Annotated in this window: 22 protein-coding genes and 2 pseudogenes; 13 read left to right on the top strand and 11 right to left on the bottom strand. The window is 63.3% G+C overall.

Translation table 11 applies throughout. The features are described 5' to 3' along the window. Window positions 1–2: 2 nt before the first annotated feature. The gene (locus GON04_RS00330; protein ID WP_157396016.1) at window positions 3–608 is read right to left on the bottom strand and encodes a DUF1326 domain-containing protein; all 606 of its coding nucleotides are present in this window, start codon (window positions 606–608) and stop codon (window positions 3–5) included. Window positions 609–658: 50 nt separating this feature from the next. On the opposite strand from GON04_RS00330, the gene GON04_RS00325 reads away from it, so the two are divergent. Further along, window positions 659–1,456, top strand: a complete 798-nt coding sequence (locus GON04_RS00325; RefSeq protein WP_232532907.1) for a DUF2182 domain-containing protein — start codon at window positions 659–661, stop codon at window positions 1,454–1,456. Between the two features lie 505 nt (window positions 1,457–1,961). Here GON04_RS00325 and GON04_RS00320 read toward each other — a convergent pair. Together GON04_RS00320 and GON04_RS00315 are read right to left on the bottom strand one after the other, a co-directional pair. Continuing rightward, entirely contained in the window at window positions 1,962–2,708 is a 747-nt protein-coding gene (locus GON04_RS00320; protein WP_157396015.1) for a helix-turn-helix domain-containing protein, read from the bottom strand. Window positions 2,709–3,235: 527 nt separating this feature from the next. Beyond that, window positions 3,236–3,775 carry an MASE1 domain-containing protein gene (locus GON04_RS00315; RefSeq protein ID WP_157396014.1) on the bottom strand — a complete coding sequence of 180 codons (540 nt, stop codon included), beginning with the start codon at window positions 3,773–3,775 and terminating at the stop codon, window positions 3,236–3,238. Between the two features lie 313 nt (window positions 3,776–4,088). On the opposite strand from GON04_RS00315, the gene GON04_RS00310 reads away from it, so the two are divergent. Beyond that, complete coding sequence (locus GON04_RS00310; protein ID WP_181653562.1) at window positions 4,089–4,361, top strand: hypothetical protein; 273 nt, start codon at window positions 4,089–4,091, stop codon at window positions 4,359–4,361. Window positions 4,362–4,486: 125 nt separating this feature from the next. Here GON04_RS00310 and GON04_RS00305 read toward each other — a convergent pair whose 3' ends face one another. Further along, entirely contained in the window at window positions 4,487–5,947 is a 1,461-nt protein-coding gene (locus tag GON04_RS00305; protein ID WP_157396012.1) for a recombinase family protein, read from the bottom strand. Window positions 5,948–6,193: 246 nt separating this feature from the next. On the opposite strand from GON04_RS00305, the gene GON04_RS00300 reads away from it, so the two are divergent. Beyond that, window positions 6,194–6,361, top strand: a complete 168-nt coding sequence (locus GON04_RS00300; protein ID WP_157396011.1) for a hypothetical protein — start codon at window positions 6,194–6,196, stop codon at window positions 6,359–6,361. Window positions 6,362–6,443: 82 nt separating this feature from the next. Continuing rightward, on the top strand, window positions 6,444–6,989 hold the full coding sequence (locus GON04_RS00295) for a DNA-deoxyinosine glycosylase (protein ID WP_157396010.1): 546 nt from the start codon (window positions 6,444–6,446) through the stop codon (window positions 6,987–6,989). Between the two features lie 138 nt (window positions 6,990–7,127). On the opposite strand, the gene GON04_RS00290 is transcribed toward GON04_RS00295, so the two are convergent. From GON04_RS00290 to GON04_RS00280, 3 genes are all read right to left on the bottom strand, one after another. Next, a complete protein-coding gene (locus GON04_RS00290) occupies window positions 7,128–7,358 on the bottom strand; it encodes a hypothetical protein (protein WP_157396009.1) in 231 nt (76 codons plus the stop codon). A 119-nt stretch (window positions 7,359–7,477) separates the two neighbouring features. Then, the gene (locus GON04_RS00285; RefSeq protein ID WP_338050858.1) at window positions 7,478–7,897 is read right to left on the bottom strand and encodes a response regulator transcription factor; all 420 of its coding nucleotides are present in this window, start codon (window positions 7,895–7,897) and stop codon (window positions 7,478–7,480) included. Between the two features lie 73 nt (window positions 7,898–7,970). Continuing rightward, entirely contained in the window at window positions 7,971–8,156 is a 186-nt protein-coding gene (locus GON04_RS00280; protein WP_157396008.1) for a hypothetical protein, read from the bottom strand. 995 nt (window positions 8,157–9,151) lie between these two features. Here GON04_RS00280 and GON04_RS26650 point away from each other — a divergent pair. Both GON04_RS26650 and GON04_RS00275 read left to right on the top strand, forming a co-directional pair. Next, a pseudogene (locus GON04_RS26650) lies at window positions 9,152–9,348 on the top strand (IS30 family transposase); the annotation flags it as partial. A 109-nt stretch (window positions 9,349–9,457) separates the two neighbouring features. Beyond that, the gene (locus GON04_RS00275; protein WP_157396007.1) at window positions 9,458–10,456 is read left to right on the top strand and encodes a protein NO VEIN domain-containing protein; all 999 of its coding nucleotides are present in this window, start codon (window positions 9,458–9,460) and stop codon (window positions 10,454–10,456) included. 321 nt (window positions 10,457–10,777) lie between these two features. Here the strand turns inward: GON04_RS00275 and GON04_RS00270 are convergent, their stop codons facing one another. Both GON04_RS00270 and GON04_RS00265 read right to left on the bottom strand, forming a co-directional pair. After that, window positions 10,778–11,233, bottom strand: coding sequence for a fasciclin domain-containing protein (locus GON04_RS00270; RefSeq protein WP_157396006.1), 456 nt, complete (start codon window positions 11,231–11,233; stop codon window positions 10,778–10,780). Between the two features lie 34 nt (window positions 11,234–11,267). Continuing rightward, a complete protein-coding gene (locus tag GON04_RS00265) occupies window positions 11,268–11,768 on the bottom strand; it encodes a fasciclin domain-containing protein (protein WP_157396005.1) in 501 nt (166 codons plus the stop codon). Between the two features lie 100 nt (window positions 11,769–11,868). Here GON04_RS00265 and GON04_RS00260 point away from each other — a divergent pair, with 100 nt between their 5' ends. The 7 genes from GON04_RS00260 to GON04_RS00230 all read left to right on the top strand — a co-directional run bounded on the left by GON04_RS00260 (window position 11,869) and on the right by GON04_RS00230 (window position 18,303). Further along, window positions 11,869–12,819, top strand: coding sequence for a MerR family transcriptional regulator (locus tag GON04_RS00260; RefSeq protein ID WP_157396004.1), 951 nt, complete (start codon window positions 11,869–11,871; stop codon window positions 12,817–12,819). A gap of 630 nt (window positions 12,820–13,449) precedes the next feature. Then, window positions 13,450–14,295, top strand: a complete 846-nt coding sequence (locus tag GON04_RS00255) for a thioredoxin fold domain-containing protein (RefSeq protein WP_157396003.1) — start codon at window positions 13,450–13,452, stop codon at window positions 14,293–14,295. A 31-nt stretch (window positions 14,296–14,326) separates the two neighbouring features. Continuing rightward, on the top strand, window positions 14,327–15,214 hold the full coding sequence (locus GON04_RS00250) for a hypothetical protein (protein ID WP_157396002.1): 888 nt from the start codon (window positions 14,327–14,329) through the stop codon (window positions 15,212–15,214). A 25-nt stretch (window positions 15,215–15,239) separates the two neighbouring features. Continuing rightward, entirely contained in the window at window positions 15,240–16,343 is a 1,104-nt protein-coding gene (locus GON04_RS00245; RefSeq protein ID WP_157396001.1) for a hypothetical protein, read from the top strand. Window positions 16,344–16,782: 439 nt separating this feature from the next. Continuing rightward, entirely contained in the window at window positions 16,783–17,106 is a 324-nt protein-coding gene (locus tag GON04_RS00240; protein WP_157396000.1) for a hypothetical protein, read from the top strand. A 190-nt stretch (window positions 17,107–17,296) separates the two neighbouring features. After that, on the top strand, window positions 17,297–17,899 hold the full coding sequence (locus GON04_RS00235) for a LysR family transcriptional regulator (protein WP_157395999.1): 603 nt from the start codon (window positions 17,297–17,299) through the stop codon (window positions 17,897–17,899). Next, on the top strand, window positions 17,878–18,303 hold the full coding sequence (locus GON04_RS00230) for a hypothetical protein (RefSeq protein ID WP_157395998.1): 426 nt from the start codon (window positions 17,878–17,880) through the stop codon (window positions 18,301–18,303). Before GON04_RS00235 ends, GON04_RS00230 begins: the two co-directional genes overlap by 22 nt. A 77-nt stretch (window positions 18,304–18,380) precedes the next feature. Here the strand turns inward: GON04_RS00230 and GON04_RS00225 are convergent. Together GON04_RS00225 and GON04_RS00220 are read right to left on the bottom strand one after the other, a co-directional pair. Beyond that, a pseudogene (locus GON04_RS00225) lies at window positions 18,381–19,428 on the bottom strand (IS30 family transposase). A 467-nt stretch (window positions 19,429–19,895) separates the two neighbouring features. Then, window positions 19,896–20,321: a DUF6869 domain-containing protein gene (locus tag GON04_RS00220; RefSeq protein WP_157395997.1), complete on the bottom strand. Its 426-nt coding sequence runs from the start codon at window positions 20,319–20,321 to the stop codon at window positions 19,896–19,898. Window positions 20,322–20,589: the final 268 nt, after the last annotated feature.

Here is a 20,589-nt window from a genome sequence, read left to right as displayed (position 1 = left end):
ACCTACCCCGACCACGAAAACGGCGCATAGTGCCCGTTGCGCGTGCCGGTCTCGTCCTTCCACTGGATGCCGAACACGTTGAAGACGCTGCGCACGGCCTTGGCGAGGGCGATGCGAGGGCTGACGGGGTGCGATGCGTTGTCGATCACGAGGGGCTTGCCCTCCATGTTCAGCACGCCCTCGCAGGTCTGATCCACGAAGTCGCCGGCGCGCGCGGTCCACTTCTCGCCGTCGCGGGTGATCGACACCTTCGCTCGTTCCACGCCGGCGAACTTGCCGACCAGAGGGGCCATCATGGCCATCGGCCCTCCGGCCGACCCGCTGGCGATCGCAGTGACCGCTTCCGCCTGGGCTTCGCTCGCGGCTGAGTCCACGATCAGGCCCACGGTCATGTTGCCGGCGCCCATTGGTCCCTTGGATTCGAGGATGGCGATGAAGTCAATGCCGTCGAGTGCGACGCCGTCCTTGTTGCCCTTCTCGATGTGCATCGCGAGTGCGGCCTTGCAGGCACCTTCGGTGGGCATGCCCTGGATGTTGGTGACGACGCAGGGGCACAGGAACGTGCAGTTGCACGTCTCCATGTACTGACCGGAGATCTGCCAGGCCATAGGACCCTCCTGACGCATGGTTGTCAGTCCCCATCAGGATAGACCGGCGCATGGGTCTTTCAAGCCCGGTTGACAGCTGTGGTCGCCGCGCCCATCGTTGGGATCCCATGCATCAGTCTGCGCGCCCGTTGGTCGGAGCCGGCTCCATCCTCGTCGCGGCGCTGGCGGCTTGGGGATTGCTGGCCTGGATGGCGCTCGACATGGGGCATCCGCTGGTGCAGCTCACGATGCCGGGCGCTGCCGACTGGTCGCTGTCCAACATCGTGGCCATCTTCCTGATGTGGTCCGTGATGATGGCCGCGATGATGCTGCCCTCGGCACTTCCGATGCTGCTCGCCTTCGTTCGGCTGCACCGCGAGCCGGGGCGCAACGGACGCGCTCATGCCTTCGTGGCCGCCTACCTGATCGTGTGGTGCGCGTTCAGCGCGCTGGCAACCGCGCTGCAATGGGCGCTGCAGTGGCTCGACTGGGTGGACCCCATGATCGTCAGCACCTCAGCGGGGCTGAATGCGGCCCTGCTCCTGATCGCAGGTGTCTATCAGTTCTCGCCCCTCAAGCGGATGTGCCTGGCCAAGTGCCGCACCCCGGTCGGTTTCCTGCTCGGCGAGTGGAGGCCGCACGTGGCCGGCGCGTGGACCATGGGTCTGCGCCATGGCGTCCTGTGCGCGGGCTGCTGCTGGGCATTGATGGCTCTGCTGTTCGTCGGCGGTGCGATGAACATTGCCTGGGTGGCGGCGCTGTCGGTGGCCGTGGCCATCGAGAAGATGGCGCCGCATGGCGAGCGGTTGGGGGCGCTGCTGGGGCTGGCGCTCATTGCCGCCGGGCTGGTGAGGATCGTGCTGGGCTAGCCTGGCGCGACCCTCACTCACTCACTACTCATGTCGAGGGCCGCAAAGCTTTGCCGGTCACCATCTGAAGAATCAGGAACTTAGGGGCGTAGCTCAGCGAAAGTTGTGCCGCTACCGCGTGGAAAGATTTGCCGGGGGCCTTGCCAACTCGCGGAACATTTGCCGCGCCCAAATCAGTCCGTTTCCGGAAACACAGCATGGGCTTCCGGAAACGTTGCGATTATGGACGATGGTTCGAGTCTTGTCATCACACCGTTGAGCTGCTATTCGGGGCGAAGGGGCTCCCCGAACCCCTGATCCAGGAATATCCCATTTCGTCGGCGGCAAGGGCGTGGTGATCGGGCCGGGTAGAGCGCCGCGGCTGTCGGCGAAACGGAGCGAACCACGGCCGGCTGCTGCGTCTGCGCCTCGCCAACGTAGCGACGCGCCGCGGACTACTTTCCGCAGAAACCTGCAGCGCGTCCAGCCTCGGCCGCAGCAACGGGCTCGCGGCCGTACACGGCCTTTAGGCCGCAGCCCGCCTAACGGGTCGCTTGGCGGTGGTCGACTTCGTCGCCGGCGCTTTCTGCGGCCGCGGCTTCTTGGCTGCCGGCATCTTCGTAGGCGTCTTCTTTGCCGCCGCCTTCACAGAAGAGGCTCCCTTTGGCGCAGCCTTCCTGCGGCTCACCTTCTTCAACGCAGGGGTCTTCGTGCTCGGCCTCTTCCCCGCCATTCGCCCCTCTTTTGCGAGTTGATCCGCGCTACCTACGCTAGTAGCCGCCTGGCGGGAGTCGGCAAAAATCCCGGCCTGCGCCGCAGGAGAAATGGTGCCGCCTTCAGCAAGCCTCGCCGCCGCCTCCTTTTTGCCGAGGCCGCGCACGGAGGCGATCTTCTCAATCTGCTTCGCGCGCGGCCGCGTCTTGCCGCTCTCCCACTTGTAGACGCTGAGCGAGGAGACGCCCAAAAGCTGTCCCATTGCGGCGGCAGAAATACCGAGACGCTCCCGCTGTTTGGCAAACCCCTTGGCACTGAAACGATGGCGCTCAGATTGGTTCTCGTCGCCGCCTTCATCCGCCACTCGGCGTGTCCTGGCCCGCCCGCCCTTCGCCACGCTGGCGAGCGAGCGCTCGAGCGCATCTATCCGGCGCTTCAACGCTGCAAGCGCACCGCGCTGCTGCGTCACTTGTTTCCTAAGTTCTTCGCTCCCCGGTTTGGCTACTTTGCGTGCGACACGAGCAATTTCTTCCTTGAGAGCTGAAGCGATGTTTGGCATCTGTTAGGCGAGGGTCGAGAGGATGTAAATGCTATCCCAGTCACCAACTCATCACTAATTTGATGGTGGAAGCGATGCGTTGGCCTTATCCACACGCACCGCAGCGCAGTTCCGATGCGTGTCCGTGTCGAACCACTTGTAGGGCCCCCCGGCGCTAGCGGCTCTCATTTGTATCTGTGGCTATGAGACCGCCAGCGCGCCCGGCTCCTGGCCGCAGTTTTCATGACTTGTTTTGTGAAATGACAATTGTCATTCGCCGTGATAAACCATGAAAGGGCACCCATCCGCACCGACCTGGCGCCTCGGTAGCCTCGTACTCCTCGGGTCAAGATGGGATCCCTGGACGCTCACCGCGAGTTGCCAGGTCCTGTGGGCATACGAGAGAAAGCGCACGCGCAGCGATAGGTCGCCGCACGCGTCTGCTTCCGACCACAGCGGACGTCTTTGAAAACTGGCCTGAACATTGGATTTGGGATCGACTTGCTGCCGGCGCGCCCAAAGTCCCCAACGCTGCTCTCCCCTCCCCCTCATCTGTTGCGCTGCCGCAGAAGCAGCTGACCTCCTTTGAATGCGAAGACCACGACTAGGGTGCCAACTAGGTCGCCGATGAACATTACCGAGAAGCCCGGCAACACGTCACTTTGACCTCGCGACGCGAACCACAGGTGATGAAGCAGGGGACTTGCGACCGAGTAGGCCAGACTCAGCGTCAAGAGCTGCTCAAGCTTCAGTTGGTCGATGCCACGGTCAACGCCATAAAAGTGCCTAGCGCCGAGATAAACGAGATACGGAGCAATCGAAGCGATGATTCCGCCTGCGAATGCGCGGGCGTGGTCATTGGGGAAGAGGTAGAAACTGACCAGCCAGGAGACTATCAGCAGCCCGATCGCGCCAGCCTCGGCGAACAGGAGAGTGGCGAGCAGCCGAATACCGGCTGGCAGGTAGACGAAGTTGATACCCGGCGCAAACTCCAGAGAAGCGAAAAGCCAATGGTTGATGGCAAACGCCACCAAGAACGCAAGAATCGTCACCGCGACGTGCGCAAGCCCGTCCGTACGTTCTTCCATGTCATCACTTCCCCGCGAAAGTCGAATCTTGCGCCATTCAAGCGGGGGCCGGACTTGAACTAGATGTGCTCCGCTGAAGCAGCATCGCCGAACTGTCGACACGGCAAGGCCGCGCCTCCTCGTTTGTGATGAGGCGCCTAGCTGGTCTCGGCGCTACGATGCCGCCGCGGGCGACATCCCGCCGGGCGCATCCTCCCATCATCCGCCCGTCCCTAGCCCCGGCTCCGGCCGGGGTTCTTTTTTCAACGGCCACCCGGCCGCAACTGTATATTTATACAGTATGTGGTGCCGAGTTCAGGAGTGCAGAGGTCCGTTGGGCGAGCGACTCAAGCGGCGGGATTGGACCGCTCCCGTGGAGGGCGAACTCACCATCGCGCTGGCCAACTGCGGCTACGTTGCCCACCTCGATCGCCCGGACGTCGACCGCCGTTTCCAAGTGCTGTTCCCGCTCTCGGACGTGCGCGTGCAGACGCTGGACGCCGGGATGCTCGTGATCGGATACAGGATCAACGCGGACGCGCTGCCGATTGTTCGAGAGGTGCGGCAAGCCTGGTTCTGCGTGCCGATCCCTGACGGCGGCGGCTAAAGCCGAATGCTCGCCCGCCGAATGTGTGCGGCCTGGCGGGGGCGCGCGCCCCGAGACAAGCTGTGACTTGCGAACGCCCACCACACGGGCGTCGACCGGTGTTGGCAGCAAATGGTCGGAAGCAGCTAGGTTTTGGGGGCTGAAGCCGACCTGATTGACACGGTCGTCGGTGAATTCAAGAGACGCGAGATCAGTTCATCACCTGGGGGGCACCAGTAGCGATGCAAAGACCGCGGCACCTCCAGTTCAACCAGCTTCGAAAAGATTCCTGGCACCATCTCGGCCGGCAAAATGAAGAAATCGAGGGGCCGATAAAGGCCTTCCATCCGCGTCAGGAGCAGAGTCTCTTCCCCAAGATGACCGCGCTTTCGATCCAGCATCCACCGGGTCGGACTGGCCGGCCACATCAACCTCACACGCACACGTGACGTCCAGAAGGTCAGTACGTTGCTCCGGGGATCGAACGTGGTCGGAAGTCCGCGTGACAACAGCCTCCCGCACAGTGCCCGCCCCAACTCCTTAGTGTGTTCGCGAAGCTGCTGCGGCGTACCGAAAGTTCCTCTGTAGCCGCGGTCCCTTCCGGTACGTTCCAGTGGCAGACTGAGCTGCCTTGGCTCTTTGGCCATTCGAGGAACGCTTGTGATCGGCGCGGTTGTCCCGCTTCGACGTTTCAGTACTTCCGCGGCGTCCTTGAACCGTGTCTGCATGACAGTCCATGTTCGATCATCAAGGATCCTGGGAATGCTGCCGTTCATTCGGGTCGGCTCATGCTTGATCACTTTGCCTCCCTTGCTCTTGATTCCCCAGACGAAATTTCCGATGAGCGCTTCATTCGTGAGGAGGAGTTTCAGACTCTGCGCGGAGAGCTTCCGTCCCTTGTCGGTTCGCCAGCCTTCAGCGTTGGCAAGGCCGGCAATTTCCTCCAGCTCGAACCCGTTGGAGTAGGCCACCGCCATTCGCCGAACCAGATCTACTTCCGCTTCGGGCCCAAGCACCCATTCGATCCGGTCCGTCAGAGCTAGTTTGCGCTGGCCGTGCTGCAACATGACCCTGCGAGAGCCATCCGCGGACACTGAACACCGCCGGTACCCGAGAGCAGGAAGCGGGCCCATTTGGAAGCCCATCGAGACAACACGCTGCTGACCGGCGCGCGCCTTGAATGCAATGTCCCGGCTGTACTCGGCTGCCATGACGCGTCGCATGCTCTTGAGAAGCACCGTGGTGGGGGTCTGATCATTGGCGAATGATTCACTAACGTAAATGACTTGGACGCCGTGCATGCGGCAGTGGTATTCGTAGTACGCGGATGCGTCCGCATCCTGGAACCGTCCCCAGCGACTCACGTCGTAGACCAGGATTGCTCGAAAAGGAGCGGCATCGACTACATCCTTGAGCAACTGACGCAGTCCAGGCCGATTTGCCAACTGGAGACCACTTTTGCCGTCATCCTGATAGGTGCGGACGATGTCAAATCCGTTCGTGCCGGCGAAGGCTCTGATAGCGTCTCTTTGCACGAGCGGCGAAAGGTCCTGGCGATCCGTGGACATTCGGATGTACTGGGCCACAGGCTGGGCGGGGGTCTGCATGAGTCGCTCCTTTAAAGTTGATGGGGAGCAGTCACGCTAGTCCTAGGCGCCGCTAGGTGCCACGGGTGGTGCGAATAGCCGAGTTCGCGGGGATAGGTCTGGCGGTGCTTTGGCCCGCCTCCGCAAGGCCGACGAGGAGTTCCGACGACTGGTTGGCAAGGACCTCTGCGCTGGTCCTAACATCGTCCCGTGAGTACAAGAGGACAAGACCTCGCGGCCCAACTGGCCCGCGATTGGCGAACACTGATGACGCAGCAACGCGAGCTGACGTTGGTCTACATCGAAGCATTGGCGACTGGAGTTGCGTCTCGCGAACTCCTCGATGACCTGGAGCAGCTCATGTCATTCGTTGCCCGAGACATCGGGGCCGTGCGGAGATTCATTGCCGGCCATATGCCCGACGCGGCGTACTGAGGCGCCTTGGCACCTTTGCCTCGGAAGGAAGTGATTCGGGCGCGAGCGGGGCCGCTTTTGGCCGGGAGCGGACAATGCGAGGATGGGACGGACGGACACCAGCGATGCAGGGGAAAGCCGCAGTTCTCGCAGCTTTCATTCGATCTCGCGACCCGACGCTCGAGTTTTGGTGCTTGGGACTCTGCCTGGAGAGCGCTCTCTCGCGTGTGGCGAGTACTACGCGCACCCGCAGAACCGGTTCTGGAGCATCGTGGGCGACGTCCTCGGGTTCGACCCCCTCGGGCCGTATGAAGAGCGCGTGATGCAGATTCTGGATCACCGGATCGCTCTCTGGGATGTCTGCGCCGCAGCCGAGCGGCCTGGCAGCCTGGACACGAGCATCCGCACAGCGACCGTGGTGTCCAATGACTTTTCTGCCTTTTTCGCCGAGCACCCTGAAATCGTCCGGGTCTGCTTCAACGGGCAGCAGGCGGCAAAGCTTTTCCTCCGCCTGGTGCGCGGCAGTCTTCCCACTGAATTGCGATGCGAGTGGGTAACCCTGCCTTCAACCAGTCCAGCTAACGCCGCCATACCGTTCGAAGAGAAGCGACGCGTGTGGGCCCACGCGCTCCTGAACACGTCGCCATAGCTACGGCAGGAGTTGGCCGAGAGCTTCCCTCCCGCCTCACCAGCAAGCAGCCTGCCGCTTCAGTAGGGCCCGCAGGCGGGATCAGCCAGGTTAGTGAACCGCGGTGCGGCGTTGGTCAGCTGGCCTGGCAAGCTCGCCCTACGGGGCGGGCGCCCGCTGCGCGGCCGGAAGGCTTTGCGTCGACGCCGGCGCGTACTTCCTTCCGGCTTCGGTGATGCCGTACACACGCGAGTCCGTTGCGAGCGCGAGAAACACTTGATAGTGCGGCACTCGCAGCGTGGCTTGCGGCGCCTTGGGGGCGGAGTCGAATGGAGCAGGCCAGACGAGAGCAGGCACGAGCCGGGCGCCAAGCCACTCGAGCTTCTTCATGCTTGCAGTAGGCAGCCATCCCCAAAACGGTGCCGTCGCTCCTCTCAGTGATGGTCAAAAAGGCCGGCTCAACGTTCCACGCCAGTGGAACTCGCGTCAGATGAGGCCGAGCGCGCGCCTCATCGACCCACTCGTTCGCAGAGGCGCACCAGTTCGGCCAGCGATGCGGCGGCCATCTTAGCCATCACGCGGCCGCGGTGGATCTTCACGGTCCTCTCTGCAATGCCCATTTCCGAGGCGATCTGCTTGTTCAATCGGCCCGCCACAACGCCCGAGAGTACCTGCTGCTCGCGCTCGGTCAGCGACGCCAGCCGCGCCTGAATGCCTTCTCGCTCCTGGTGGACAACCGACACGGAGTCGAGGTCAGTGCCATCGCTGATCCATACCGTTAGGTCCCTTTGGAACAAAGCGATCGGGGACAATGCTCCGTCACCGGTACCCTGAGGCTGCTGCACGTAGTCATGAAGCCGTAGCAGACGCGCGAGCTGGGCCTCGAGTTCGACGTCATCGTCGGACAGAAGAACGCAGTAGGACCGCACGACCGATACCTCAGCTGCTCTTATCTTTTTCGTTGATCGGAGTGGCGGCGGGTCATGGGGACGGGCCCGGCCTCTAAAACGGCGACAGGGGCTGTGTGCGCAGCCAGGCGACGTACGGCTCGCGCCACTCGAAAGGAACGTCTTCCGTCCGCATTCCTCGTGAGCACCAGAACGTGAAGAGCGCTGTCGCGTCGCCGGCGGTGTAACTGGCGTCCATCCGCGGATTGTCGTGCTGGTCGGGTTGTTCTTCGTTGTCCATCGGCTGGTGCAAGCCTGGCTAGGCAGCCATCAGGACTCTGATACTGTGGCCGCGCCTACTGCCAAGCGTGACGCGATAGGAATCTTGCCGAAGACGGCGTCCGCAGACAAATTTTTCCGACCGTCGGCAGTTAGCTCGTAGAAGGACAGCGCGTTCCAACCATCCGACAGCCCCTCGCGATCAGCCCGGTGGTGATCGCAGCGTCCTTAAGCGAATATGAAAGTATTCATTCCCGCGAACCACATTCGGCAAATGAAGGGGCCCTTCCCTCGGTCGCGCTACGGCGGATGAAGGTTCCTTTGCGTACTTAATGCGTATGAGGGCCGCAGCCAAATTCGCTAGAAACGGATCCAAATCAAGGCGAAGATGCGGAAGACGAAGCTCGACACGGAGTGTGTATGGCAGGATTCTTGCAGACCCTGGTAGTGGCGCCCGCCCGGGAGAGTGGGGGGCAGCAAACTATGGGAGCAGATTCGAGCGTGCCACACAAGGTGCAACTGGCGAGCGAGCTTACCGATCAGCTGACGGCAAGCTCGAGGCAACGCCTGAACATGGTACGAGCTGAGGAACTCAAAGTCGGAATGAGGGTGCCGTTGCGCACAGGCGCGGGTCCGAACACCGAGGTGGCCACGATCCATTTCGTAGGTGGCGGACTGGTCAGGTACACGGTTCCCGGGAAGAAGCGGCTGCAATCCAAACCAATCCTGGTATTCCTGGAGTGGATGTAGCCATCTTGCGCGCGCACGTGGTACTGTTTTCTGGCGACGGTCTGGGGACGACGAGGGCCATCACTCGCACCCTCCCAATCAAAGCCTAAGGCATCGACAAGCAGTTCATGCGGCCCATGCGCTTTCGGGTTTGACACTCCTCACTGCGGTGAGACTCTGTTCACGTTCACTTCATGCCGCCGGCATATCTTGAACATGTCTGCTTTTCGGCTGCGGATTCAACCGGTCAATGCAACACGCCAATCTGCGAAAGCAGAAAGAGTGCGGATGCGGACAAGCCCAAGAACGAAGTACACAGAGACTCAGAAAGCCCGATGTGGGAGCGGTGGAAGAAGGGAGAAGCTCTTCATCAGATCGCGCGGCTTCGATCGTCCGCATGCCTCGATCCGCTCGGTCCTGGCCGAACGGGTGGCATTCGTCCTCCTGAGCGTCGCCGCTCCAGGTTGGCTCTTACCATCGTTGACGGGGCCGCTTCCCGGACGGGGGCATTTTTCTTTGCGGGCTTGATACATTTCCCATCGGCCCGTCCATTCAGCTCCTCGTGGTGGGGCGACAGGGCTCGCTTGGAGGCGCATGGAAAACGAAGTCGATATCCGGGTGTTCAAGGTCGTGGACCGGATCCGAGCTAACACGCCAAGGCTGGGGATCACAGAGGTCATCGAGAAACTCGGTGTACGCAACACCAGAAGCCCCGAGGTTAAGTTCGAGTACGCCTGGCGGCTGCCCGCTGGCGGCTCCGCCGTCGCCCTCTGGTCCGAAGACATCCGCGTACACCCGAGAACCGGCCACTGGTTCTACGTCGAAAGCTTGAACATCCGCCACCGCCGCGGTGGCGGTCTGAGGAATGACGATCAGGTCGCCCGGACCAAAACCCGGGTCGCTGTCTTGCGTGAGGCCTTCGACAAGCGCACGAAGTTCATCAGCCTGCTCCAGATCAACCGGGTTCCGATCGATCTGCTCGAACAGAGCGCAGCGGCGCAGGTCGGCGTCCGCGTGAAGGACGAGTACCAGTGGCGCGTGGCCCTCTGGGACGAAGAGGGGCAGCGAGCCGTCCTTGTTCGTGGCGAGGGTTGGAATCCCACCCTGGAAGAAATCGACGGCTCCGCGGAACCGGATGCACGCCTTGAAGAGTCCACGGCACCGGATCCCTCGGATCAGATTCGCCTGCGATTCCCCGACCAACAGCACCGCGATCAGGTGGAGGCAATCTCCATGGCCGTCGCGACCAAGTACTACAGGGCCCGAGGCTTCACCGTGGAAGATGTGAGTCCGGAGAACCTGGGCTACGACTTGGTCGTCCGCGGTGCGTCAGGCGGTGCAGTGACGTACGTCGAGGTCAAGGGCACCTCCATGTACACGCAGGCGTTCTTCTTGACGCGGAACGAATTGAAGGCGGCCACCTCCCTGTCGGCGTGGCACCTAGCGCTCGTCACCTCCGCATTGACAGTGCCTGAGATGGAAGTGCTGACGGCTAAAGAGGCGCTCGACCGGTTCGGAATGGATCCCCTGGTTTGGCACTGCACGCCGAAGCTCGCCGGCGCTCTCTCCGAAGAGGACCGCGGTCCGGACTAAGCTCCAAGTTCGATTGCACGAACTCCAAGAATGGCGTGGAGTAAGCGCCAATTCTTTCCCCCTCTGCTCAGCCTCCCTCCATCCGGCGGACGGCCGCAATCGGCCAGAAGCAGCCCTCGCCCGCGGCGAGGATCGCGACGACGGCGGATTCGTATCGGGCTAGCTCGGGGATTGGCATCCATCATGAGACGCGAATTCACCTGCTGAAGGGTCCCGCGCCCGTCAAAGCACCAGTGCATTCCGCCGGCTGTTTGGCGTGCCGCCGATGCAGTATTTACGCGCCGCGATCCCTGTTCGCGAGCGCGTTGGGCCCGAAACGTTCTACTTCGGTAGCACGATGCTGTCGATCACGTGGATCACGCCGTTGTCCGCCACGATGTCGGTCTTGATGACGTTGGCATCGTCGACCTTCACGCCACCGGAGGTGCTGACGGTCAGTGGCCTGCCCTGCACGGTCTTGACCGGGCCGGCCTTGACGTCCTTGGCCAGCACCTTGCCGGGAACGACGTGGTAGGTCAGCACCTGGGTGAGCTTGTCCTTGTCCGCCAGCAGCGCCTCCAGCTGATCCTTCGGCACCTTGGCGAACGCCGCGTCAGTCGGCGCGAAGACGGTGAACGGGCCGGGGCCTTTGAGGGTGTCGACTAGGCCGGCCTTTTGCAGCGCTGCGGCCAGCGTCTTGAAATCCCCCGCGGACACGGCCGTGTCGACAATGTCCTTGGCCTGGACGCTTGCAGCCGCCAGGGCCATGGCGGCGGTGATCAATATGGCTCTCTTCATGGTGAACTCCTTCGAAGTGGAGGGGTGGAGGAAATCAGGGGCGGGGCAGCAGCACGCGGTCGATCGCGTGGATCACGCCATTGCTCGACGGCACGTCGGTCTGCACGATGCGGGCGGTCCGGCCGCGCTGGTCAGTGATGACCAGGTTGGAGTCGATGGTGAACGTCTGCCCTTGCACGGTGGTGATGGGCGAGCCCACTGGCACTCCGGCGCGAAGCACCCGCCCGGCGACGACGTGGTAGGTGAGCACCTGCGTGAGCAAGGCTTTGTCCGCCAGCAGCTGGTCCTTGGTGAGCCCCGTTTCGCCCAGCAGGGCGCCGAATGCGTCGTTCGTTGGCGCGAAGACCGTGAAAGGCCCGGCCCCCGAAAGCGTGCCTGCAAGGTCCGTCGCGGTCACGGCTTCGACCAGGATCGAGAAGCGTGCGTCGGCTTGCGCCGTCTCGACGAGATTACGGTTCTCACCGTCGCTGCCGCCGCAGCCAGCAACAAGAGCGACCGAGGCAATGGCGCTCAAGCGCCGGAACCAGTCAAGCATGGCGAGAGTTCCTTCCAGCGAATTTGTCTAGGACAGGCATGAGATGTCCGCGAGAATAGGTGCGGCCCCGAAGGCCGTCAACCATTTGTCCTGGACAAACATGAAAGAATCCGTTTCGGGTCTGACCATCACGGCCGTCGAACGGGAAGTCGGACTATCGAAAGACGTGCTGCGCGTCTGGGAGCGGCGCTACGGTTTTCCGTCCCCGATGCGTGACGCGCACGGTGAGCGGCTCTACCCACCCGAGCAGGTCCGACGCCTCCGCCTGATCAAGCGCCTGCTGGACCAGGGTCTGCGGCCCGGCCGCCTGCTCGGCGGGACGGCCGAAGAGCTGGAAGCGCTCGCCTCCGGCGCCATGCAAGCTAATCCGTCGCCCTTGCGCGAAGGTCCGGACGACGCGGGAGAGTTGCTGGGCTGCCTGCGCGCGCACGACGCGGCAGGGTTGTACCGGGCCTTGCAGCAGCGGCTGGCACAAATCGGCCTGGCTTCTTTTGTCCAGGACGCAATTGCTCCCCTGGCTACGCGCGTGGGGGAGGAATGGGCTCGTGGCGACATGGAGGTTTTCGAGGAGCACCTGTTCACCGAGGTGGCCACCCGCCTACTGCGGCAGGGCATCGCGGCCGTGCCGCCCGGGCAGGGGCCCGTCGTGCTGCTCACCACGGTGCCCGAGGAGGCGCACAGCCTGGGCTTGCTGATGGGGGAGGCCATGCTGTCGCTGCGCGGCGCGCACTGCATCAACCTCGGCACGCAGGTGCCCTTGATGGACATCGCGCGCGCAGCGGGCGCCTATGGTGCGGACGTCGTGGCGCTGTCCTTTTCGTCCGGGTTCACGACGCGTCGCATCCCGGAACTGCTGCATCGATTACGAGGCTCGTTGCCAAGGCCGGTCCGGCTGTGGGCGGCCGGGGCGGCCGTGTGCCGCCTCCGCGCGATCGAAGGCGTGGACTTGCTGGGCTCGATGGATGAAGCGCTGTCGGCCCTGGACGCCTGTGTGCCCGCCGCGGAACAGCGGCCTATGCAGGCCCAAGAGCGCGCAAGACCGACCCGCTGATTCATCAGCGTCGCGAGGACCGCTTCTGGCCGGAAGCAGACTTTGGTCGCGTACGTCGCCCAGTCGGGCGAGACCAACTAGCGGCGGTAGCCGGTGTTCGATCGGGATTGGGCCACGGCACAGGATCAGTACCGCTCCCAAAACGAGGAGCCAAACCCAGACAGAATGAATGCTGCGATCGTTCCCGCATCATCGCGGCACGGCGCCAGCGGGCAGTTTGCTGTGCACGGCTGCCGCGCCCTCCGGGTGCAGGCAGCAATACAGCTGCATCCCTTAATGTCATCAGCGAGATGACTTCAGCCGCAATGATGAGGTCGGAGCGATTGGGTTCGGATTAACATCGGTGTGATCTGGCATTGCCATGGGCATCTGATCGCTGACGTTTGGACAGCAAAGTTCAGATCGCCAGATGGACAACAGATCTAGCAATGGCGCGAGGGTAGCGCCCGACCGGGCGGTCAGGAGCTTCGAAGAACACCTGCTGTTCGCGCAAACCCCACTGCACACCGGCGCGGTGCGGTCGGCGGTGCTCTCGTTGCGACGACAGCTTGCGCGGTCTGCTAGGGGCGTTCGAGGGATGCGTCCGCCGGCAATTTGCCGGGGACTGCGCGGGGCAAGAGAGGAGACGCGATGAACAGACGGCACGTGCTAGGGGCAGCCATCTATGCAAGCGGGCAAGCTGCATGGGCGAATGATTTACTCGGAACGCTCAAGGGCCAGCTGGAGGCTGCACAGAACGCCGGTCGGCAGAGCGCTCCAGTCGTGCCGCAATTCCCTTCGCGCTTCGATGGCGGTGTGGTCTCCCCAGACGCCTACTTCCAGGTATTCAGCAAGAACTTCAACATCCGTGGCTCGCGTGCCATCCAGAGCCCTATCCGCGGGCTCGGATTGATCCGGACACCGCCCGGCTTCGAGCCGGTGTTCTTGAACTCGATGGCCACGTTCTTCGGCGCCAGGAAGTGGTTCAGCTGGCCTGCCAATCAGCCGTCTGGGACCGAGTTGCCCGCTGCCGAACAAGACCGTGTGCGCCAAGATGTCCTATCCCGCCTGAGTTGGGACATGCTCGTGGGACCGGTGTGGGGTGCTGGCGCACCGCGCAAGGCGTTGGTCTGGTCGGCACCTGACTGCCCCTTCTGCCAACAGATGGAGCTCGAACTGGCTTCGGGGGCTGACAAGAAGCTGCAGTACGAGCTCTACTACCTGCCAACCATGCTTGCGAAAAGCAGCATGGTGGCCAACCAGATCTGGTGCAGCTCCAACAAGCCGGCCAGCTGGCTGCAAGCGATGGCGCGGAAGTCCATCGGTTCGTCAGCTTCGTGCGACCAGGACTACTACAGCGTCGCGGTTTCCGATGCGCTTTCGGTTGGCCATTCGCCTGCACCCGGGCAGATCGTCAAGCCGACGCCGACCCTGATTCTCGATTCCGGCGAGCGCGGAAATTGGGCGGCAATGAAATCCCGAGTCGCGCCGGCATGACCAACTGCTCTGCGACCGGCTTTTCGCAAGCGTGAGCGCAGCCGAAGGGGGGATCGCGCATTCAAAGCGCCCCGATCTCTCCCATTCCAGAGCACCCTCTCCCGGAACTGCAAGACAAGCCGGCTGTGACAGCCGTGGCATCAAGGCCATCTGGGCCACGTCGCGCGCCCTCGATCTCTCAAAAACAACCACGCAAAGGCAACTTGTGACTCACTCCATCTTCGGGGCCATTGGCGGCCTGTTCATCGCCACCGCGTCCTTCGCGGTGCACGCGGAGCCGACAAAGCCGGATCAGTTCGACGTCGTAGGAGTGCGCTTCGGCATGACTGTCGACGAAGCGAAGGCGGCGTTGAAGGCCCACGATGCGCGAATCGTGATCACCGACGAGGCGACCTTCAAGGAGCAGCCAGGCCTGCGCGGCGGCGGCATCGCTGCGGTCAAGGGCTGCATCGCGGATCAGAAGAATCCCTGTCGCGAACAGATCACGGTGCACTTCGGCCAGTCCACGAAGCAGGCTTACTCGATCGTTCGCTTCGTGCTGAACAACGAGGACTCCGCTCAGCAAGCCGTGGTGGACGGTCTCAAGAAGAAGTACGGCGCCCCCTTCATCGGCGCAAAGGACATCCGGAATGACGGCGGCAACCTGTGGGGCGGCTTGGTCTACTCGCCGAAGGGAGAGCGGCTGCCGACTGCGAACTGTCCGCCGGGAGATGCCCTGACTCCGCCGCGCCACTCGAACGCCAGTTGCGGCTTGTCGATCTGGGTTACGGCGGAGGGATCCGGCATGCAAAAGGGACGCAGCGGAAAATTCCTGATTGGCGCGGCCGATCACACGATCCTGATGAAGGAGATCCAGGCGCAACAGGCGGCCGCGCCGCAGCCCCCGCCGAAGAAGCCGGACGCGCCAGTCAAGCTGTAGCGTCTCTCCGGCCGAGAGGTTGCTGATGTCCGAGACTGAAATCGATCCTTTCAAGGGCACGCGGGCCTGGATCAAGGATTACCTGATCCCGGCCAACGCGCTTATGGGGCTTGGTGTTTCACTGATGGCGGCGCTCGATCTCGTCGCGCCGGCTGCAAGACCGTACACGGCGGCACTCACGGTGGCCGGGGCAGTCGCTGCCGGCGGCCTATTGGTGGCGGCAGCATTGACGACCATTTTCAAGAACTTCGATCGGAGCCCGACCGAAGAGTCAACTGGGAAGCGTGAGAAGGTCACGGCTGCGCTGCGGCGATACAAGCTGGTGCTTTGGGGGATGTTTTTCCTCACCATCGCTGGCTGCGGAAGCCTATCGCTTGCGCATGGACGCACGGGCTTCATCGCATCCAAGGCGCCCTCGATCGCTGCGATCCAGAGTTCCCTCCTGAACCTGCAAGACAAGCTTGATTCGACTGCCGTGGACGTGAAGGCCACCCGGGCCAACACGCAGCTGCTGCTAGAAGACTCGAGGCGCAACGCTCAGTCTACCGCGCAGGTCAAGGAGGGCGTCTCCACACTCACCAGACAGGTCGAAGAATCGCGGCAGACGTCGGCGCAAACGAGTCGCGACACGGCAAAGATCCTGTCCAAGCTGGAGGAACCACAGCAAGCGGCCGCCGACGCCTGCCGTGATTTGAACTGCGCGATCGCCATGGGGGCGAGGCGCTCAGTGATTGAGAAGATGCTCGCCGACGGGGATCGGCTGCCATCCGCCCTCGGACCAGCACTGCGAATCCTGATTCGGGAACGGAACCCGAACCGGTTCGACATCATCGACCTGTATGTTGCGACCAGGACGCTTGACACCGTCGACGCCAAGGCAGCGCGTGTGCTGTGGTCCGGCGGACTGGAGGACGGCGCGGTCCGGGCAGGCGCCCCCGATGTCGTCGGCAAACCGAACTGCATGATGGCCACGCTCCGTCCGCTGGAGCTTGCGAAGTTGATGCGCGATTCGGAGCTGGAGGCTTGGCTCCTCAAGCGGGGCGCCGACCCGAGTCTACCCAACCAGTGGTGCCCAGACCTAAAGAACTCGCCCACGTTCGAGGCCGGCTCGTTGGCCGTCGCGCGGTGAAGTGCCGCTGGCATGGCCGCAACAGTCGGTCCCCGGTTGATCGTCCAACGTCCGGCGCTGAACCCAGACCTGTCATGTGCGCTCACGACTGGTGTTTCACAGATGGCGAGCGAGGGCTACCTTGAATTGCTCTGGATGTGGCGGAACCGGCTGGTTTCATGGACATGCGCACGAGCCCTGCGCCGGTTGCGGGGGCAGCGGCGCGGTCGAGGCGAGCCGGCAGTCGTTCGGCCAGGACGCGCCGGCGTACAGCGGGCAAGTGCAGTGCGCGCTTTGCGGTGGACAGGGCACGCAGTACGTGCCGGTGAGCCGCAGGTGCGAGCAGTGCCAGGGGACCGGCGGCATCACTGCGCAGGGCGACACGGATGCGCACCAGCACTGGGCGCCCGCGATACCTGCCACACCCCCGATGCCGCACGTTCAGCCCAAGGCGAAACCCATGAGCCAGCGCCTTACGGAAGCTAGGGAGGCACTGAGGAGCGCTCAGGTCGAGCAGTTGCGGCGAGACGTGCGCTGCGAGCAGGAATACGGTCTACGACTCATCGAATACAGCGCCGAACTCGGTCGGCAGCTTCGGTTCCAGGCGGCGGGCAAGGCGGCGTACACCAAGGCGATGAACGCTTTCGTGGGCGAACTCGCGAAGCACGCGCCACCGTCTCACCCGTTTCTGGATCCCGAGCACCGCAAGTTGATGGTCCAGTCGTACTGGGAGGAGGCCTTGCGCGAAGGAGGCATTGCGCTACCACCACTGCCGCTGAAGTAAAGGCGAGCGAAATAAGCCACGTGATTCCGGCGCAGGAGAGGCCAGGTCGGAAGCACGCGGGTCGATGCGCGCAGCACCGACGTCAGCAGCACGAGCGTGAACAACGTAAACGTGCAGGGAAACGCGTACGTGGATTGCAGGGGTCGCTGCGGCGGCTGGGACCATCCTGTCGCTGAACAGGCTGGCCGGCATGAACGTGTTCGCGGAGGTGATGGGCGCGAAGAGTTTTTCCGCCGCCGCCGACAAGCTCGGCATCTCAAAATCGCTCGCAAGCCGGGAGGTCAGCGCGCTGGAGCGCTCGCTGGCGGTGAAGCTGCTGAACCGTTCGACGCGCAAGCTCAGCCTGACCGAAGCCGGCAGCATCGTGTACGAGCACTGCGTGAACATCCTGCACGAAGCGGAACTTGCCGAGCGGCGCGTGACGCAGGCCCAGTCCGAGCCGGCCGGAATCGTGAAGATTACCGCGATCCCGGCGTTCGCCGTGCGGCACGTGTTGCCGGCAATCGTCGAATTCCAGAAGCAGTATCCGAAGATCCAGGTCAAGCTCTCCTGCAGCAATCGCGCGGTGGACTTGGGCGCCGAGGGCTTCGACCTCGGCATCCGGTCGTCGCCCCCGGCGCCGAACCTGGTCGCACGAAAGCTCGCGGTCAGCCGGCTCGTCCTGGTCGCCTCGCCTGCATATCTGGCGAAGCGCGGCACGCCGCGCCGGATCGAGGACCTGGAAAAGCACGACTGTATGTTCTTCCCGATGCTCGCGCCCAAAGGGAAGTGGTGTCGCACTTCCTCTTCCTGACGCGGCGGCTGTGCGGGGCGATGGTTTTGCAGGCGGGACGGGCGCGATTTGAATCGCCCAATACCAGTGAGCGAGCGATTGCAGCGCAGCTGACTGCAGGAGGGTTGCCAGCAATGTTGACGGGAGGTGTGGGGACTACGCTGAAGGACGACCACAACACCTGGACGTTGTGGGGCGATCGAGGCGCAATTCGGTTGCGCGACTGGTCGATAGCAGAGCGGTTGGTCGATGGGGCGTGGGTGCCTGATCAAGCGGCGATGCCGAATGAACGGATGCGCTCGCTCGTGCTGCGATGGCAACTTGAGGGAGTAGAGCGGATGACGCATGGGGACACGCATCACCTGGCCACTGTGCAGGAAGCGTTGGACGTGCAGACCGTTGTCGAAGCGATATTGAAGGGATAGGCGGGCGGGTTGACGCATGCGCGAAAGCATCGCAGCGGGAGCCCCTCGGTACGCCATGGCTGCTTTGGGTGGCGGATTCAACCGGTCGACGCAACGCATTCGTCGAACATCTCAGCCGGCGTCCTGAAGCCCAGAGTCTTCCTCGGACGCTCATTCAATTTTCGTGCGATCGCATCCAAGCTGGTCTGCGAGTAGCCTGAGATGTCCAGGCCCTTGGGCAGGTACTGCCTGAGCAGCCCATTGGTGTTCCCATTCGAGCCGCGCTGCCATGGGCTCTCGGGCGTGGCGCACAAGTGCATCGACTACAGTCTGCGTGTCCTTGCCACCCACCTTCACCAGCATCACGTATCGTGTCTGCCTCTCCACAAGGGTCGCGATCTGGCTGTTGCCACTGCCGAAGAACAGATCGCCTTCCCAATGTCCTGGCACTGCTCGATCTTCGACCGCAGCAGGACGCTCGCTGATCGAGATCGCGTCAGAGATCTTGCCGTGCACCGCGGCCTTCTGCGTATGGTGGCGTGGGCGGCGCATTCCACGCGTTCGCCTCAGATGCTCGAGCAGTTCCTTCTTCAGAGCACCTCGCGCCTGGATGAAGAGGCTTCGGTAAATGGCTTCGTGTGACACCTGCAGGCTCTCGTCGCCTGGATAAGTATGCTTTAGCCAGCCCGCGATCTGCTCGGGCGACCACTGGCGCTGGAGTTTGTGCGTCACCAGGCGGGCCAACTTGGCGCTCTGAGCCAGCTTGCACTGTTTGGGCCGATGTGCCCCCTGCCAAGCCGCTTGGTCGGCCTGAGCAGCTCGATAGCAAGAGGCGCCACCGTTTCGGGCGATTTCCCGGCTGATGGTGGAGGGAGCGCGCGCGAGCCGGACGGCGACAGCGCGTATGGACTCGCCGGCCACCAAGGCGCGGGAAATTTCCTCTCGCTCGGCCAGGGTCAAAGCCAACTTGGAACGGCGGCGCTCAGGAGGGCGGATGCCACCCGATTCCGCCAGGATCTGCCAGATCGAGGTATGAGGGCGGTCGAAAAGGCGAGCGATCTGGTGAAGGGTCTTCCCCTTTTTCCATCGCTCCCACATCAGCGCCTTCTGCGTTTCCGTGTACTTGGTTCTTGATCTTCTCCGCAATCCACACTCCCCTTCTGCTTGCGCTGGCTAGTGTGTTGCGTCGATCAGTTGAATCCGCCACCCGAAGCTGCCGTCTCGCAGAATGGCTCGCGCGCTGTGCAGCGGTACCCCCCACACCAGCGATGTCTGCTGCAACTTGTCAGGCAATGGTGCCCACTAAACGACGCCAGCTACAGCGAGATGAGCCCCGCCTCCTTCCTGAAGGCTGCGGCGATTTCAGCGGCGCAGCACTGATGCATACCGGTGGGCTCGCTCTGCGCGGTTGTTGGACGGCTTGGCGGAGCGCATGCGAAGTACGCGCAGGAGCCGAGATTACGATGGGGGAAACGAAGGGCTTACGGTGGGTGGTTTGATTTGCTCCGCCGCGGCGGCCCGCTCAGCCTCTTGTGCGGCTCTCCGCGCCGCAGTTGCTGCAGCGTCCGTGGTTTTTGTGACGAGGTCCATCCGGCACCTCGGCTGGCCCCCCGTCAGTTCATCTGGTGCATCGGCGCGGTCGGCACCACCAGCTGCCCGGCCTGGGATCGCACGGCGGCGATGCGCGTCCAGACTTCCGGCCGCCCGCACTCCCATGCGCCATCGAGCAGGCGGCGGAAGGCGGGATCGGTCCAGGCCTGCCAGACGATGCGGTCCGCGAGGTCCGTACCGGCCCGCTCGATCAGGTCCTCCAGCGGCCCCGCAGCCAGCACCCCCAGCACGTCCGGATCGGCAGTGACGCACAGCACCGCCAGGATGGCGCGCCAGCAATCCTCGAGGCGGCCCGCCTCCGAGAACAGCATGAAGCGTTCGACCGCCCACCACAGGGGATGGGAGTCGAAGGTCAGCAGGTCGGGGTCCTGCTGGGCCAGGCAGTAGGCGCGCGCCCAGTCGACGATCTCGGCGGGCTCCAGTTCCACGACAGCGGCTGCATCTTCCGCGGTGCGGTCGCAGCAGCTCGGGACGGCGGCGGGCGCAATTGGCGCGGAAATCGGTGGTGCCAGGCACGCGACGTGGCTGGCGTGGGCCAGCACGAAACGGCGGCGGGTAGTTGAGTGGGTTCGCACGCGACGTCTCCTATGAATGTGCGAGTTGCACATTCCATACCAGGCGTGGCAACCGCACCTCAGCAGGCTGAATGCCGCCTTGCCACTGGTCTTGCGTGCGTCGTGCGCTCATTGCGCTGCC

Origin of the sequence: Ramlibacter pinisoli, assembly GCF_009758015.1 — a bacterium.
GTDB classification, from domain to species: Bacteria; Pseudomonadota; Gammaproteobacteria; order Burkholderiales; family Burkholderiaceae_C; genus Ramlibacter; species Ramlibacter pinisoli.
This window is presented reverse-complemented; position numbering and strand designations above follow the sequence as displayed.

What these genes read in the sequence shown, in the direction of transcription:
- GON04_RS00330 (WP_157396016.1), bottom strand. Translation starts at nt 608, where the DNA reads ATGGCCTGGCAGATCTCCGGTCAGTACATGGAGACGTGCAACTGCACG.
- GON04_RS00325 (WP_232532907.1), top strand. Translation starts at nt 659, where the DNA reads ATGGGTCTTTCAAGCCCGGTTGACAGCTGTGGTCGCCGCGCCCATCGT.
- GON04_RS00320 (WP_157396015.1), bottom strand. Translation starts at nt 2,708, where the DNA reads ATGCCAAACATCGCTTCAGCTCTCAAGGAAGAAATTGCTCGTGTCGCA.
- GON04_RS00315 (WP_157396014.1), bottom strand. Translation starts at nt 3,775, where the DNA reads ATGGAAGAACGTACGGACGGGCTTGCGCACGTCGCGGTGACGATTCTT.
- GON04_RS00305 (WP_157396012.1), bottom strand. Translation starts at nt 5,947, where the DNA reads ATGCAGACCCCCGCCCAGCCTGTGGCCCAGTACATCCGAATGTCCACG.
- GON04_RS00300 (WP_157396011.1), top strand. Translation starts at nt 6,194, where the DNA reads ATGACGCAGCAACGCGAGCTGACGTTGGTCTACATCGAAGCATTGGCG.
- GON04_RS00295 (WP_157396010.1), top strand. Translation starts at nt 6,444, where the DNA reads ATGGGACGGACGGACACCAGCGATGCAGGGGAAAGCCGCAGTTCTCGC.
- GON04_RS00290 (WP_157396009.1), bottom strand. Translation starts at nt 7,358, where the DNA reads ATGAAGAAGCTCGAGTGGCTTGGCGCCCGGCTCGTGCCTGCTCTCGTC.
- GON04_RS00280 (WP_157396008.1), bottom strand. Translation starts at nt 8,156, where the DNA reads ATGGACAACGAAGAACAACCCGACCAGCACGACAATCCGCGGATGGAC.
- GON04_RS00275 (WP_157396007.1), top strand. Translation starts at nt 9,458, where the DNA reads ATGGAAAACGAAGTCGATATCCGGGTGTTCAAGGTCGTGGACCGGATC.
- GON04_RS00270 (WP_157396006.1), bottom strand. Translation starts at nt 11,233, where the DNA reads ATGAAGAGAGCCATATTGATCACCGCCGCCATGGCCCTGGCGGCTGCA.
- GON04_RS00265 (WP_157396005.1), bottom strand. Translation starts at nt 11,768, where the DNA reads ATGCTTGACTGGTTCCGGCGCTTGAGCGCCATTGCCTCGGTCGCTCTT.
- GON04_RS00260 (WP_157396004.1), top strand. Translation starts at nt 11,869, where the DNA reads ATGAAAGAATCCGTTTCGGGTCTGACCATCACGGCCGTCGAACGGGAA.
- GON04_RS00255 (WP_157396003.1), top strand. Translation starts at nt 13,450, where the DNA reads ATGAACAGACGGCACGTGCTAGGGGCAGCCATCTATGCAAGCGGGCAA.
- GON04_RS00245 (WP_157396001.1), top strand. Translation starts at nt 15,240, where the DNA reads ATGTCCGAGACTGAAATCGATCCTTTCAAGGGCACGCGGGCCTGGATC.
- GON04_RS00240 (WP_157396000.1), top strand. Translation starts at nt 16,783, where the DNA reads ATGAGCCAGCGCCTTACGGAAGCTAGGGAGGCACTGAGGAGCGCTCAG.
- GON04_RS00235 (WP_157395999.1), top strand. Translation starts at nt 17,297, where the DNA reads ATGAACGTGTTCGCGGAGGTGATGGGCGCGAAGAGTTTTTCCGCCGCC.